13 protein-coding genes and 1 pseudogene are annotated in these 14,901 nt (G+C 58.4%); 11 read left to right on the top strand and 3 right to left on the bottom strand.

Features of this window, described 5'->3' with window-relative positions; translation table 11 throughout:
• Positions 1-129: 129 nt before the first annotated feature.
• From rodA to RSF91_RS05960, 3 genes are all read left to right on the top strand, one after another.
• Positions 130-1,311 carry a rod shape-determining protein RodA gene (gene rodA, locus RSF91_RS05950; RefSeq protein WP_332567549.1) on the top strand — a complete coding sequence of 394 codons (1,182 nt, stop codon included), beginning with the start codon at positions 130-132 and terminating at the stop codon, positions 1,309-1,311.
• Between the two features lie 372 nt (positions 1,312-1,683).
• The gene (gene tldD, locus RSF91_RS05955; protein WP_332567550.1) at positions 1,684-3,144 is read left to right on the top strand and encodes a metalloprotease TldD; all 1,461 of its coding nucleotides are present in this window, start codon (positions 1,684-1,686) and stop codon (positions 3,142-3,144) included.
• A 532-nt stretch (positions 3,145-3,676) separates the two neighbouring features.
• On the top strand, positions 3,677-4,837 hold the full coding sequence (locus RSF91_RS05960; protein WP_332567551.1) for a 3-deoxy-7-phosphoheptulonate synthase: 1,161 nt from the start codon (positions 3,677-3,679) through the stop codon (positions 4,835-4,837).
• A gap of 94 nt (positions 4,838-4,931) precedes the next feature.
• Here the strand turns inward: RSF91_RS05960 and RSF91_RS05965 are convergent, their stop codons facing one another.
• Positions 4,932-5,303, bottom strand: a complete 372-nt coding sequence (locus RSF91_RS05965; protein WP_332567552.1) for a YqcC family protein — start codon at positions 5,301-5,303, stop codon at positions 4,932-4,934.
• A 387-nt stretch (positions 5,304-5,690) separates the two neighbouring features.
• Here RSF91_RS05965 and RSF91_RS05970 point away from each other — a divergent pair, with 387 nt between their 5' ends.
• Positions 5,691-6,008, top strand: coding sequence for a hypothetical protein (locus tag RSF91_RS05970; protein WP_332567553.1), 318 nt, complete (start codon positions 5,691-5,693; stop codon positions 6,006-6,008).
• Positions 6,009-6,149: 141 nt separating this feature from the next.
• Here the strand turns inward: RSF91_RS05970 and mpl are convergent, their stop codons facing one another.
• On the bottom strand, positions 6,150-7,568 hold the full coding sequence (gene mpl, locus RSF91_RS05975) for a UDP-N-acetylmuramate:L-alanyl-gamma-D-glutamyl-meso-diaminopimelate ligase (protein ID WP_332567554.1): 1,419 nt from the start codon (positions 7,566-7,568) through the stop codon (positions 6,150-6,152).
• Positions 7,569-7,846: 278 nt separating this feature from the next.
• Here mpl and RSF91_RS05980 point away from each other — a divergent pair, with 278 nt between their 5' ends.
• The 7 genes from RSF91_RS05980 (at position 7,847) to RSF91_RS06010 (ending at position 14,392) form a co-directional block, all read left to right on the top strand.
• On the top strand, positions 7,847-8,449 hold the full coding sequence (locus RSF91_RS05980) for a hypothetical protein (protein ID WP_332567555.1): 603 nt from the start codon (positions 7,847-7,849) through the stop codon (positions 8,447-8,449).
• A gap of 1 nt (position 8,450) precedes the next feature.
• Positions 8,451-8,996 (top strand): TlpA family protein disulfide reductase, encoded by a 546-nt coding sequence (locus tag RSF91_RS05985; protein WP_442878806.1) that lies wholly within the window; start codon positions 8,451-8,453, stop codon positions 8,994-8,996.
• A 148-nt stretch (positions 8,997-9,144) separates the two neighbouring features.
• Entirely contained in the window at positions 9,145-9,603 is a 459-nt protein-coding gene (gene accB / locus RSF91_RS05990; protein WP_332567557.1) for an acetyl-CoA carboxylase biotin carboxyl carrier protein, read from the top strand.
• Between the two features lie 124 nt (positions 9,604-9,727).
• A complete protein-coding gene (gene accC / locus RSF91_RS05995) occupies positions 9,728-11,086 on the top strand; it encodes an acetyl-CoA carboxylase biotin carboxylase subunit (protein ID WP_332567558.1) in 1,359 nt (452 codons plus the stop codon).
• Between the two features lie 145 nt (positions 11,087-11,231).
• Positions 11,232-12,122, top strand: a complete 891-nt coding sequence (prmA, locus tag RSF91_RS06000; protein ID WP_332567559.1) for a 50S ribosomal protein L11 methyltransferase — start codon at positions 11,232-11,234, stop codon at positions 12,120-12,122.
• Between the two features lie 62 nt (positions 12,123-12,184).
• Positions 12,185-13,468 (top strand): DUF3426 domain-containing protein, encoded by a 1,284-nt coding sequence (locus RSF91_RS06005; protein ID WP_332567560.1) that lies wholly within the window; start codon positions 12,185-12,187, stop codon positions 13,466-13,468.
• A 24-nt stretch (positions 13,469-13,492) separates the two neighbouring features.
• Positions 13,493-14,392 carry a carbohydrate kinase family protein gene (locus tag RSF91_RS06010; protein WP_332567561.1) on the top strand — a complete coding sequence of 300 codons (900 nt, stop codon included), beginning with the start codon at positions 13,493-13,495 and terminating at the stop codon, positions 14,390-14,392.
• Between the two features lie 104 nt (positions 14,393-14,496).
• Here RSF91_RS06010 and RSF91_RS06015 read toward each other — a convergent pair.
• Positions 14,497-14,901 (bottom strand): annotated as a pseudogene (locus RSF91_RS06015) (hypothetical protein); the annotation flags it as partial.

Raw genomic sequence — 14,901 nt, forward strand, 5'->3', positions numbered from 1 at the left:
TGTTTACGCCTTAGCCTATCAGCGGGGAAGGCCTGTAGCGGGATGAATGAGGTGCATCAGTAGTGAGTCGTCAGCAAAGCTCAACCTTGCAACGCGCACGGTGGTCTGCTCCCCCGATAATTGCCGCCCATGTCCGCCATCGAATTCGATAAACCCTCGCTGTTGCAGCGCATTGTTCCGCTGTTTCGCGGCTTTGACTTCCTGCTGCTTTTGTTTATAGCCATGCTGGCGGGGGCCGGGCTGCTGGCCATGTACTCGGCGGGCTTCGATCACGGTACGCGGTTTGTGGATCACGGGCGCAACATGCTGATTGCGGCGGGCCTGCTGTTTTTGCTGGCGCAGATACCGCCGCAGCAACTGATGAAGGTGGCGGTGCCGCTGTATGCCGTGGGCGTGGCGCTGCTGGTCGCTGTGGTGCTCTTTGGTATTACCAAGAAGGGGGCCACGCGCTGGGTGAATGTGGGCGTGGTGATTCAGCCCTCTGAGATTTTGAAAATTGCCACGCCGCTGATGCTGGCGTGGTGGTTTCAGCGCCGCGAAGGCAATTTGCGTGCTTCAGACTTTGCCATTGCCTTTGTGCTGCTCATGGTTCCCGTGGGGCTGATCATGAAGCAGCCTGACTTGGGCACTTCGCTGCTGGTGATGGCTGCGGGCCTGTCCGTCATCTTCTTTGCGGGCCTGCCCTGGAAGCTGATCGTGCCGCCTGTGGTGCTGGCCGTGGTCGGCATCTTTCTCATCGTCTGGTTTGAGCCGCAGCTCTGCGCTGACGGCGTGAGCTGGTATCTGCTGCATGACTACCAGCGCACCAGAGTCTGCACACTGCTGGACCCCACGCGTGACCCGCTGGGCAAGGGCTTTCACATCATTCAGGGCATGATCGCCATCGGCTCGGGCGGTATCTGGGGCAAGGGCTTCATGGCCGGCACCCAGACCCACCTCGAATTCATCCCCGAGCGCACCACCGACTTCATCTTTGCGGCCTATTCCGAAGAGTTCGGGCTGGTGGGCAATCTGTTCATCATCGTTGGCTTCTTGCTGCTGGTCTGGCGCGGCCTGGCGATTGCCATGCATGCGAACTCGCTGTTTGGTCGCCTGATGGCCTCCGCAGTGGCCATGATTTTCTTTACCTATGCCTTTGTGAACATGGGCATGGTCAGCGGCATTCTTCCCGTGGTGGGCGTGCCTTTGCCCTTTATCAGCTATGGCGGCACCGCCATGGTCACGCTGGGGCTGGCGCTAGGTGTGCTGATGTCGGTCTCGCGGGCGCAGCGTCAGTTACCGGGCGGTGATGGGCATATTCCCCATGGGTAAAAATCCGGGGAAAACTAACTGCTATTAAAAAAGAAGCTGCTAGCGCTTATCTATAAAGCGATAGCGCGTGATTTGACTCTGATTTAATGAAGCGAGGGCGCTTTTAGATCATTGAAAATTGTTAGTAGTTCCCTTTGACCTATTGCCTGGAGTGTAAACAGCGTTTACAAACGACTCTGGAGGGGCCAGAAGACCGATCATGCGGGAGCGGCAAAGGCCCAAGGGGCTTCTGTGATGCAATGCGGGCAGCACAGAAACCTGCGCGAGTGAATAGAGCGGAATGTTGTCCAGCCTGGTGGGGGGACATTCCGCTCTTTTTTATGGTGCATCCACCAACGCGTCAGGACTTGTCGCTATCTCTACAATGTATCCATGATTTCCCGCGAACCCACCATCGAACGCTTGGCCACGGCCCGTCAGTTGCTGCTTGAGCCTTTCGGCCTGGACGAAACCCATCTTGCGCGCGCGCTTGCCGAAATTCGCTCGCACCAGGTGGATGACGCCGATCTCTACTTCCAGTACACCCGTGCCGAAGGCTGGAGCCTGGAAGAGGGCATCGTCAAGACCGGCTCCTTCTCTATTGATCAAGGCGTGGGCGTTCGCGCTGTCAGCGGCGAGAAGACGGCTTTTGCCTATTCCGACGATATTTCCGAAGCTTCCTTGCTGGATGCCGCACGCACCGTGCGCTCCATCTCCAGCGCAACCCAGACACGCCGCGTCAAGGCTGGCGTCCAGAAGATTGCGCAAAGCCGCTCTCTCTACCCTGAGCTGGACCCCATCAGCACGATGGACAGCACGGCCAAGGTCGAGCTGCTAGGCAAGGTGGAAAAGCTGGCTCGTGCCAAGGACCCTCGCGTGGTGCAGGTCATGGCCGGCCTGGCCAGCGAATACGATGTGGTGATGGTCGCCCGTGCCGATGGCACGCTGGCCGCTGACGTGCGACCGCTGGTGCGCCTGTCGGTCACCGTCATTGCTGAGCAAAAGGGCCGCCGTGAGGTGGGCTCTTCCGGCGGTGGCGGTCGCTTTGGTCTGGCTTACTTCAGCGACGAGCAAATCACCCAGTACGTGGATGAAGCCGTGCACTCCGCACTGGTCAACCTCGAATCACGCCCCGCGCCTGCGGGTGTGATGACGGTGGTGCTTGGTTCGGGCTGGCCCGGCGTGCTGTTCCATGAAGCCGTCGGCCATGGTCTGGAAGGCGATTTCAACCGCAAGGGCTCCAGCGCCTTCAGCGGCCGCATTGGTCAGCGCGTGGCCGCCAAGGGCGTCACTGTGCTGGACGACGGCACGATCCCCGACCGCCGTGGCTCGCTCAATGTGGACGACGAAGGCCACGTCAGCCAGCGCAATGTGCTGATTGAGGACGGTATTTTGAAGGGCTACATTCAGGATTCGATGAATGCCCGCCTCATGGGCGTCAAGCCCACGGGTAATGGCCGCCGTGAAAGCTATGCGCACATCCCTATGCCGCGCATGACCAACACCTACATGCTGGGTGGCGATAAGGACCCGCAGGAAATCATCGGCTCCATCAAGAAGGGCCTGTACGCCAGCAACTTCGCCGGTGGGCAGGTGGACATTACCAGCGGCAAGTTTGTGTTCTCGGCCAGCGAAGCCTATTGGGTGGAAAACGGCAAGATCCAGTACCCCGTCAAGGGCGCGACCATTATCGGTAGCGGCCCAGAATCGCTCAAGCACATCAGCATGATCGGCAACGACATGCGCCTGGACTCCGGCGTGGGCACTTGCGGTAAGGAAGGCCAGAGCGTGCCTGTGGGCGTGGGCCAGCCTACGCTGCGCATCGATGGCCTGACGGTCGGCGGAACGGCCTGATATGGTACTTTTCGGCGGCTTGCCCGCTGAAATGCTCAACCCCGCTCTGCATGGCAGGCCGGGGTTTTGTTATTTCTGGGTTCTGGAAATGCTTGAAAAGAGCGGTTTCTCAGGGTATTGGATGGCTAAGCGATAAATATTGCGGCTTCGCTGAAAAATTGCATTGATTTTGGAATAAATCGTTTTCAAATCAATAAAATTCTAAAAAAATTAAAAAAACGCAAAAATATTGCGTTTGAAAATAGTTTAAGAAATTCCTGTATTCAGAGGAGAAGTGTTTTTTAAACAAGACTTTTGCGCCTGCCGCTGATGTTGCATTGCAAAAGAGCTGTGCTACATTGAAAGACATGCAAACCCAACGCGCTTATTTCTTTTACTTTTGGCTCTCACCCCAGGCGGCTGAGAGGTAATAGCGCGCACCCCGCAAACACCTCCCAAAAAACCGCCGAAGCTGCAAAGCCCGGCGGTTTTTTTATGCCCACGTTCCAGCTCCCCCGGTTTTCAAAGATCAAAGACTTCACGAAAGATTGCCATGACTGCTCTGAACACTTCCGCCACTGACTCCTGGTATCGCACCGGTTCTCCCAAGACAGGCCAGACCGATGACGCACGTATCAAGGACATCACAGTGTTACCCCCTCCAGAGCACCTCATTCGCTTCTTCCCCATCTGCGGCACTGCCGTGGAGACGTTGATCAGCGACACCCGCCGCAGCATCCACAACATCATGCGTGCCGAGGATGACCGCTTGCTGGTCATCGTCGGCCCTTGCTCGATTCACGATCCTGCTGCTGCTCTGGAATACGCCCGCCGCCTGGCCGTGGTGCGTGAGCAGTACAAGGACACGCTGGAAGTGGTGATGCGCGTGTACTTCGAGAAGCCCCGTACCACGGTGGGCTGGAAGGGTCTGATCAACGACCCCTACCTGGATCAGAGCTACCGCATCGATGAAGGCCTGCGCATTGCACGCCAGCTGCTGATCGACATCAACCGCTTGGGCGTGCCTGCTGCCAGCGAATTTCTGGATGTGATCTCTCCCCAGTACATCGCCGACCTGATCAGCTGGGGCGCGATTGGTGCCCGTACGACGGAAAGCCAGGTGCACCGCGAGCTGGCTTCGGGTATCTCGGCGCCTATCGGCTTCAAGAACGGCACAGACGGCAATATTCGTATTGCAACAGACGCTATCCAGTCCGCTAGCCGTGGTCACCACTTCTTGTCGGTGCACAAGAATGGTCAGGTTGCCATCGTGCACACTGGCGGCAATCAAGATTGCCACGTCATTTTGCGCGGCGGTAAGACGCCTAACTATGATGCGGATCATGTGGCAGCAGCCTGCAAGGATCTGGAAGCCGCAGGTCTGACGCCTACCTTGATGGTGGACTGCAGCCACGCCAACAGCAGCAAGCAGCACGAGCGCCAGAAGGATGTCGCCCGTGACATCGCTGCTCAGATCGCCGGTGGCTCGAACAGCGTGTTCGGCGTGATGATTGAAGGCCACCTGGTCGGCGGTGCCCAGAAGTTCACCCCCGGCAAGGACGAGGTCAGCAAGCTGACCTATGGCCAGAGCATTACCGATGCCTGCCTGAACTGGGATGACTCTGTGGCCACGATGGAAGAGTTGTCGCAAGCCGTGCTCCAGCGCCGTCAGGCTGCGCTGGCTGGCGTTAAAGAAGCTGAAGTCGCAGCCTGATCTGCGCGCCTTGCTTGAATGAAACAGGCCACAAGACAATCGCGTCTTGTGGCCTGTTTGCTTATCTATAGGGTTATATAAATCAGGTGCTGGCTCAGTGCTTGGCGTCTGGAGCGGATTCGGGGGTCATCTCGCAGCCGTTGAGGGTTGCATCAATGCGGTTGATGAGACGCAGCAATTGACCTTTGTCGAAGTGGGTGTGCTGCTCCCACTCATGGCTGGCTAGCGGGTAGACATGGCTTTGATGAGGCAGGGCGCCCTTGGCATCCATCAGGGCGCGCAGGCGCGGAATGTAGACCCACTGCAGCCATTCGTGCAGCTTGAGGGTGTCATACATAAAGGGCGTTGTGGACTCCAGCGCCTTGGGATCAGGAGCTACTGCTGACCAGAGTCTCTGGGTTTGCAGCTCAACTTCCAGTTGCTGCAGGTTCTCGCGCAATTCTTGATAGATGTTTTCAGCGGTCATGGTCATGGGCTCCTGAAGGCGTTGCTGTGCGGCGCACAAATAAGCTGCCAAGTATGTAAGTGCTCTCGTTGAAATTTCAAGCCCGCTCTGACGGGGCTCAATAACAATGGAGTTACGGTTTCTTAATAGGGGTTGAAAAAGACACTTTTGCCCCTATATTCATACCAAGTATGCACTCGGTGCTATCAAATTAATTGGTTATTCACCACTGCGCACACCATTTTTCTGTAACCGCTGTGATGTCTGGTTGATCTTGCTAGGGCCTGCACTGGTTGCCGCAGCTGTTTGCAAGCTGTCAGCTTGCAGCGTCTTCAGCCCCTCGGCCACTATTAAGCTGTGGTCATAACAACGAATGGTGCAACAGTCACCAGAAGTGAGAGGAGATATATGCGTAGTGAAGTAATCGTGGTTTTGGGTGATGACCTGGAATACCGGGTCGATACCCAGTCTCTGCCGACGGTGAGCTCGGATGAAGGTCGTCGCTGGCTGGATCAGCAATTTATCTCGCTCGAATGCGAGCCTTTGCGAGCCACCGGTAAGGTGCTGCTGGCCGACAAGCTGGTCGTCGTCGCGCGTGAAGCGCGTAATCGCCCCGAGTTGTTTGAGAGCCCAGACTGGCGCAACACTTATGCGGTGGCCGCTCAGGCAGTGCTGTCCAAGCCGCTGATTCGGGTGGATGTGCCGGCGATGTCGATTAGTTATTAAGCTCCCCCTGAGCCGCTTTGCGGCTTCCCCCAGAGGAGGACGGCATCTTCGCCGCGAGGCGGCTCTTGCTCGGTGCCTTGGGTTGTGGCTGTGCCAAGAAAAATGCCCGTTGATTTCTCAGCGGGCATTTTTGTTTCTGGCTTACTTCAGCGCTTCGAGCAGCTTGGCGTGGATGCCGCCAAACCCGCCGTTGCTCATGCCGACGATATGGTCGCCGGGCTTGGCCGCTGCGGTGATCTGGGCGATCAAGGTGTCGATATCGCCAGCGACTTGAGCACGCTTGTCGGGGCCTACGCCCATGGATTCCATGGCTTCTGCGGCATCCCAGTCCAGCCCGGCGGTATGGCAGAAGACGAGATCAGCGCTTTCCAGCGACCAGGGCAGCTGGCTTTTCATGGTGCCCAGCTTCATGGTGTTGCTGCGGGGCTCGAAGACGGCGAGGATGCGGGCATTGGGGCCGAGCTTGCGGCGGAGGCCGTCCAGCGTGGTGCGGATGGCTGTGGGGTGGTGGGCAAAGTCGTCATAGACCTCAATGCCGTTCACGGTGCCGCGCAGTTCCATGCGGCGCTTGACGTTCTGAAAGCGTGACAGGGCTTCGCAGGCGACTTCGGCGCTTACGCCCAGATGGTCTGCGGCAGCAATGGCTGCCAGCGCGTTGAGCTGGTTGTGCACGCCAGTCAGCGACCAGCTCAGCTGGCCCACCTTTTTGCCATGGCGCAGCACGGCGAAGTCGCTGGGGTCGCCTTCGGCGCTGAAATCGCTGACGGCAGAGCCGAAAGCGCGCACTTCGCTCCAGCAGCCTTGAGTCAGCACGCGGGTCAGGCTTTCTTCCAGGCCATTAGTCACTACGCGACCGGTGGAGGGCACGGTGCGCACCAGATGGTGGAACTGGCGCTCAATGGCGGCCAGATCATCAAAGATGTCCGCGTGATCGAATTCGAGATTGTTCAGCACGGCCGTGCGAGGGCGGTAGTGCACAAACTTGCTGCGCTTGTCGAAGAAGGCCGTGTCGTATTCATCGGCTTCAATCACAAACACGGGCTCGTTGCCCATAGGGCCGGGGCCGGTCGTGGGGCGCTTGAGCGCGCCCAGACGGGCGGAGACACCAAAGTCCAGCGGCACACCGCCCACCAGAAAGCCTGGTTGCAGGCCTGCGCATTCCAGCACCCAGGTCAGCATGGATGTGGTGGTGGTCTTGCCGTGCGTACCCGCGACTGCCAGAACATGGCGACCGCGCAGCACATGTTCCGCCAACCACTGCGGGCCGCTGGTGTAGGCGGCACCGGTGTCCAGAATGGCTTCCATCAGCGGGAATTTGGGTGAGCCGTCGGGCAGGTGCTTGCGGCTGACGACGTTGCCGATCACATACATATCGGGCTTGAGCGCGATCTGATCGGCGCCATAGCCCTCAATCAGCTCAATACCCAGCTGGCGCAGCTGATCGCTCATTGGCGGGTAGACGCCCGCATCGCAGCCCGTCACCTTATGACCCGCTTCACGCGCCAAGGCGGCCAGACCTCCCATGAAGGTGCCGCAAATGCCCAGAATATGAATGTGCATGGCCGGGGATTCTACGTTTGCGCGCAGGCCCTGAGGGCGATCTATCGATTGCGCAGGCGCTGCCAGTAACCTTTCTTATCAAATTGATAGCTGGTTGCGCCTTATTTATATTAGTTTGAAAGTGTTTTTACTTTGAGGATGAGATCTATCAAGCGCTGCCAGCTATCAAAACATCAGCCTTGTGCGGAATAGGCCAAAGTGCCCGCGCTTTCATGGGCCACAATGTCTGCAAATGACCCGCGTTGCACACCGCTGCGGGATCTACGGAAGAGCGCGCTATGAGTTTGGATAATTTGACGGCTGAAATCGCTCAGACAGCGGCCCGCATCGTGGTCGAAGAAGGGTTGGAGTGGGGCCCGGCTAAGCAGCGCGCCGTGCGCCAGCTGGCCTTGCCCAGCCGCACCGCGCTGCCCGATAACGACCAGCTTGAAGAGGCGGTGCGTGAATATATAGAGCTGTTCTGCGGCGAAACCCAGCCGCGAGAGCTGCTGGCGCTGCGCGAGCTGGCGCTGGTCTGGATGGACCGGCTGCAGGAATTTCGCCCGCATCTGGCCGGGGCAGTCTGGCGCGGTACAGCCACGCGCTTGTCCGATATTTATCTGCAATTGTTTTGCGATGACTCCAAGTCCGCAGAAATTGCTTTGATCAACAACCAGGTGAACTACGAGCCGAGCACTGTGACTGGCTTTCAGGGTAAGCCGGTCGAGGCACTCTCCATCCACTCCCTGTGCAAACCGATCAATGAAACCGTGGGCGTGCACCTGATGGTGTATGACCATGACGATATGCGCGGCGCCATGAAGCCCGATAGTCGAGGACGCAGCCCGCGTGGCGATGCCAAGGCTCTGCGCAAGCTAATGGAGGAGAGTCGTGATGAGTGAGATGCCAAGCCCTGATTCGCAAGGCAAAAGGCGCAACCGCCGCCTCTGGTTGACGGCCTCTGTCGCTGGCGTGGCCGCTGCTGCGGGTGCGGGCTTTGCATGGTTGCGCAGCCAGCCGCAGGCCATGGGCCCCAGCGCTGAAGCGCAACTGTGGAGCCAGGTTTTCGAAACGCCTGACGGCAAACCGTTCGCCATGGCCGACTTCAAAGGTCGCCCAGTTCTGCTCAACTTCTGGGCGACCTGGTGCCCGCCTTGCGTGAAAGAGCTGCCCATGCTCAGTGAATTTGCGGCCAAACAAGGTGCTCAGGGTATTCAAGTAGTCGGCTTGGCCGTTGATAAGTCTGAAGCGGTGCAGCGGTTTCTGCAGCGCCAACCTGTGCAGTTCCCCGTCGGTATTGCCATGCAAGGCGGGCTAGGGCTTACCCGAACCCTGGGAAATTTGCAAGGTGGTCTGCCGTTCACGGTTTTGTTCGACAGCCAAGGTCAAGTCAGGCAGCGTAAAATAGGTGAACTTTCCAGCGAAGATCTGGCGAATTGGAGCAAATAGAGCGAATGAACATTGCTCTTGTCGTCAGAAAAGTGTAGGTGAGCAAAATTCCCTGGTGACGTTATTGAAAAATATCCGCCAATGCGCGCAGAAGGCCGAATTTGAGGTAAATTCGCGCCCTGTTTAGAATTACGTCGCTGGAGCTCCCATGGATTTGCGAAAACTCAAGACCCTCATTGACCTGGTGTCCGAATCGAATGTGTCGGAACTGGAGATCACCGAAGCAGAGGGCAAAGTCCGTATCGTCAAGAGCGAAGGTGTGGTGCAGCAGCAGTACGTTGCCGCCCCCATGCAGGTAGCCCCCATGATGGCCGCCCCTGTTGCAGCAGCTGCCGCGCCCGTCGCCGCAGCACCTGCCGCAGCCGCTGTGGAAGGTCATGTCGTCAAGTCGCCCATGGTTGGCACTTTCTACCGCGCTTCCAGCCCAGGCGCCAAGGCCTTTGTGGATGTGGGCAGCCAGGTCAAGGAAGGCGACACGATCTGCATCGTTGAAGCCATGAAGATCCTCAACGAGATCGAAGCCGACAAGAGCGGCACCATTGTTCGCGTTCTGGGTGAAAACGGCCAGGCGGTGGAATACGGCCAGCCTCTGTTCGTGATCGAGTAATAGATCATGAGGCGTTGCATGCAGCTCGCATTGCAGCGCCGAGGTGCGCTAGCCACTGGCTGCGCGACTGGGTCATTGGCAGTGGTCTGCGCTGAGGCGCAGGCAACAAGCTGCGAGGAACTTCATGTTTAAGAAAATTTTGGTTGCCAATCGGGGCGAAATTGCCCTGCGCATCCAGCGCGCTTGTCGTGAGCTGGGTATCAAGGCGGTGATGGTTTATTCCGAAGCCGACCGTGATGCCAAGTACGTCAAGCTCGCCGACGAAGCCGTGTGTATTGGTCCAGCTCCCTCGGGACTGAGCTACCTCAACATGCCGGCCCTCATCTCGGCTGCCGAGGTGACGGACGCCGAGGCGATCCACCCCGGCTACGGCTTCCTGGCTGAGAACGCTGATTTCGCCGAGCGCGTTGAAAAAAGCGGTTTCACCTTCATTGGCCCGACACCTGAAAACATCCGCACCATGGGTGACAAGGTCTCGGCCAAGCAGGCCATGATCAAGGCTGGCGTGCCTTGCGTGCCCGGCTCGGACGGCGAATTGCCCGACGATCCCGCACTCATCAAGCGCATTGCCAAGGCTGTGGGCTACCCTGTGATCATCAAGGCCTCCGGTGGTGGCGGTGGTCGCGGCATGCGCGTGGTGCACACCGAAGCCGCTCTGGTGAACGCTGTGCAAATGACCAAGGCGGAAGCTGCAGCAGCTTTCGGCAATCCTGCGGTCTACATGGAAAAGTACCTGCAAAACCCACGTCACGTGGAAATTCAGGTGATTGCCGATACCTTCAAGAACGCCGTTTATCTCGGCGAGCGCGACTGCTCCATGCAGCGCCGCCACCAGAAGGTGATTGAAGAAGCACCGGCTCCAGGCATTCCCCGCAAGCTGATTGAGCGTATCGGTGAGCGCTGCGTGACCGCCTGCAAGAAGATCGGTTACCGCGGTGCGGGCACTTTCGAGTTTCTGTACGAAAACGGCGAGTTCTACTTCATCGAGATGAACACTCGTGTGCAGGTCGAGCACACCATCACTGAAATGATTACGGGCATCGACATTGTGCGTACTCAGATCATGGTGGCGGCCGGCGAGAAACTGCCATTCACGCAGCGCCAGATCGAATTCAAGGGCCATGCCTTTGAATGCCGTGTGAATGCTGAAGATCCCTACAAGTTCACTCCTTCGCCTGGCCGCATCACCATGTGGCATGCCCCCGGTGGCCCTGGCGTGCGCGTGGACTCGCATGTGTACAACAACTACTTTGTGCCGCCTAACTACGACTCGATGATCGGCAAGATCATCACGTATGGCGATACCCGCGAGCAGGCTATTGCCCGCATGCGCACCGCGCTGCTGGAGACGGTGGTTGAAGGCATCAACACGAATATTCCGCTGCACCAGGATCTGATGGTGGACGCGAAGTTCATTGAGGGTGGCACGAACATCCACTATCTGGAAGAGTGGCTGACACGCCGCAACCCTTCCAAGCGATGAGCGGGCATTTGCCGCTTTGACCTCTCATGCTGGCCTCTGGTAACGGAGACCAGCATTTTCGTTTTTCAGGAAACTACGGTTTACCCAGGCAGATCGAGGCATGGCCTTGCATCTCGCACTGTGTAGGCCCATGAAAGGATTGGCCATGTACGAGCTGAGCCTGTTGTGCCCGGAGGACCGGGTTGAAACTATGAGCGACGCGCTGGATGCACTGGATGCACTGAGCGTGTCCGTTGAAGATGCTGACGCGCAAACAGATGCCGAGCAGGCGCTGTTTGGTGAGCCTGGCATGCCTGCGCCCAAGGATGGCTGGCAGCGCAGCCGTGTGATTGCGCTGTTTCCAACCGAAGCTGCGGCTGTGGAAGCGCGCGAGCTGCTGCAACCGCAGGACTTTTTTGAAGGCTGCAAGATTCTGGCCGTCAAGCCCGTACCCGATCAAGATTGGGTGCGCCTGACGCAATCGCAGTTCGAGCCCGTGGACATCACGCCCGAGTTCTGGATTGTGCCAACCTGGCATGAATTGCCCGAGCAGGCCAAGGTCAGCATTCGCCTTGACCCCGGTCTGGCCTTTGGTACCGGTACCCACCCCACGACCCGCATGTGCCTGCGCTGGATTGCACGCCAGCCCAAGGGGACGCTGGGCCGCACGCTGGACTACGGCTGTGGCTCCGGCATTCTGGCCATTGGCGCAGCCAAGTTTGGCGCGACTGAAATCGACGCAGTGGATATCGACCCTGCGGCGGTGGAGTCCACCAACTACAACAGCAGCGCCAACCACGTGCAGGTCACTGCAGGTTTGCCTGATGCGGCTGGCGGTACATATCAGACTGTGCTGGCCAATATTCTGGCAACGCCGCTCAAGGTGCTGGCCCCGCTGCTGTGCGGCCGTGTGCAGGCTGGTGGCAATCTGGTGCTGGCCGGTATTCTGGAGCGTCAGGCTGACGAGCTCAAAGAAGCCTATGCCCCCTACCTCAAGCTTGAGGTGGCCGATAGCCAGGACGGCTGGATCTTGATGACCGCCCAGCGCGCCGCCTGATCCTGATACATGCCCGCACCCCTTACCGGGTGCGGTTTGTTGCTGCCTACAATTGCAATCCGATGAGCCAAGTTACCCGTTGCCCCTCCTGTGGAACCCGCTTCAAAGTGGTTGCAGACCAGTTGCGCATCTCGCAAGGCTGGGTGCGCTGTGGCAGGTGTCAAAGCGTATTTGATGCATCTCAGGACTTGCAGACCGTGTCCGATGAATTGCTGGAGCCTAAAGCTCAGCAGCCAGCGGTGCAGGCCCCTGCTGAGCAGCAAGAATCAGTGCAGAAGCAAGATGCAGCTGAAGCATCGAATGCTCCTGTTTTAGAAGCGTCTAGCGCTGATGAGGAAAGGGCTGTAGCCTCATATGATTCGATCCTGGCTTCTGAAGAAGCGCAAGATGTGGAGTCTGCCGAGGTCGATGCTGCACTGGAGCAGGCAGCGGAAATAGATGATCAGGAGGCGGCTCAAGTCCCACCTGAATCGCCTGCAGCGCCTGAACCGGAGTCCGATTCTTCGCCTGAAGCCGCAGAAGAGCAGGAGGCTGCAGAGCCTTCGTTTGTCGATCAGGCGCGTCCTCTGGTCGCAGATGATGAGTCGCAGGTTGAGTCGGTGCAAGCTGAACAGGACAAGTCACCGCTTGCCCCTGAATCAGACCCCGACGCACAGGAAGATGCGGCGGTAGAAGTCGTATCGGCGGATGCTCTGCTATCCACCCATGTGGATGAGCCAAAGCTCGTTGCTGCTGTATCGCTGCCTGTTGATGCAGATGCGAAAAAGGGCGATGGCAAAGACGCGGACGAACATGGGGATGAGGATGAAAAATCTTCGTCTGAAAGTGATGAGCCCGGCTTTGTGCGCGAAGCGCGACGCAAGGCCTTCTGGCAATCCACTGGCATGCGCGCTGTGTTGGTGCTGGGTTCTCTGGCCGCTGTGGCGGGTGTTGCAGGTCAGTATGCATGGCAGCAACGCGATGCTCTGGCGGCGCAATACCCAGCGCTGACGCCGGTTCTGACCCAGGCGTGCAGCCTGGCTGGTTGCGAGCTGCAGGCGCGGCGCCAGATTGCCGATGTGGTGATCAGCGGCTCTGGCTTCAAGCAGCTGGCCGATGCGCAACAGTACCAGTGGAGTTTGACGCTGGAAAACCGCTCCGATTTTTCCGTGGCAACGCCCATGGCCGAGCTGACGCTGACCGATGCGCAGGACAAACCGCTGCTCCGCCGCGTGATCGATCTCAAGCCGCTTGGTGCACCAGAGCAGTTGCAGGCCCACCAGGAGTGGAGCGTCAGTGTGTCTGTTCAAGTGCAGGAGCTTGATGCCCCCGTGGCCGGCTACCGTGCACTGGTTTTTTACCCCTAATCAATTTCTGAAAGAGAAAGCGCCATGGCTGCTTTGATCTGTGGATCGCTGGCATTCGACAACATCATGACCTTTGAAGGTCGTTTTGCGGACCAGATTCTTCCTGACCAGCTGCACATTCTGAATGTGTCGTTTCTGGTGCCTACGCTGCGCCGCGATTTTGGTGGTTGCGCCGGCAATATTGCCTACAGCCTGAAGCTGCTGGGCGGTGACGCACACCCCATGGCCATGGTGGGTAGCGATGGTGCTGACTATGTTCAGCGCTTCAAGGAGCTGGGCATTGAAACCCGCCACGTGGGCCAGCTGCAGAGCACGCACACGGCTCAGTGCATGATCATGACGGACCGTGACAACAACCAGATCACGGCCTTCCACCCCGGCGCCATGATGCAGGCGCACGAGAACCAGATCACGGCCGATATGGCTGCTGAGGTCAAAGTCGGCATCGTCGCTCCTGATGGTCGCCAGGCCATGATTGATCACGCAGCGCAGTTCAAGGCAGCTGGCATTCCGTTTGTGTTCGATCCCGGTCAGGGCTTGCCCATGTTCAATGGTGACGAGCTCAAGGCCTTTATCGAGCAGGCCGACTGGGTTGCAGTGAACGACTATGAAGGCAAGATGCTCAGCGAGCGTACCGGCCTGAGCTTTGCGCAAATCTCGCAGCAAGTGCGGGGCCTGATCGTGACGCTGGGTGCCGAAGGTTGCGAAGTCTGGCAGAGCGGTGAGAAGACGCTGGTTGCCCCTGTGAAGCCTGCTGCGGTGGTGGACCCTACCGGTTGCGGCGATGCATGGCGCGGTGCCTTCCTGTTTGGCCTGGAGCGTGGTTGGGATCTGGTGCGCTGCGCCGAACTGGGCAATCGCATGGGTGCGTTGAAGATTGCGAACCGTGGCCCGCAAAACTATCAGCTGGACTTTCAGCCTTGATACCTTGGTCAGTGCACGCAGTGTGCTGACATCAGGCATGTAAAAAAGCCCGACTCTCGCAAGCGAGATCGGGCTTTTTTATTGCGTGCAGGTCAGCGAGCTGGTTAGGGCTTGTTACCTGTGGGGAAGGGCCATGCAGCTTGAGGTGCAAGGCGAGTCTGAGCCACAGGTGCTGCAGTTTCTGCCACGGCATTTGCGGGAGCAGGTGCGGCAGTTGCTTTCTTGGCAGCAGTCTTTTTAGGAGCTGCAGCCTTCTTGGCGGGAGCAGCTTTGGCAACGGTTGCAGCCTTCTTAGGTGCAGCAGCCTTGACAGCAGTTGCAGCCTTCTTAGGTGCAGCGGCCTTAGCAGTCGTTGCAGCCTTCTTAGGAGCAGCGGCCTTAGCAGTCGTTGCAGCCTTCTTAGGAGCAGCAGCCTTGACAGCAGTTGCAGCCTTCTTGGGAGCAGCGGCCTTAACAGCAGTTGCAGCCTTCTTGGGAGCAGCGGCCTTGACAGCAGTTGCAGCCTTCTT

The sequence above is a fragment of the Comamonas sp. genome (genome assembly GCF_036643215.1).
GTDB lineage: Bacteria > Pseudomonadota > Gammaproteobacteria > Burkholderiales > Burkholderiaceae_C > Comamonas.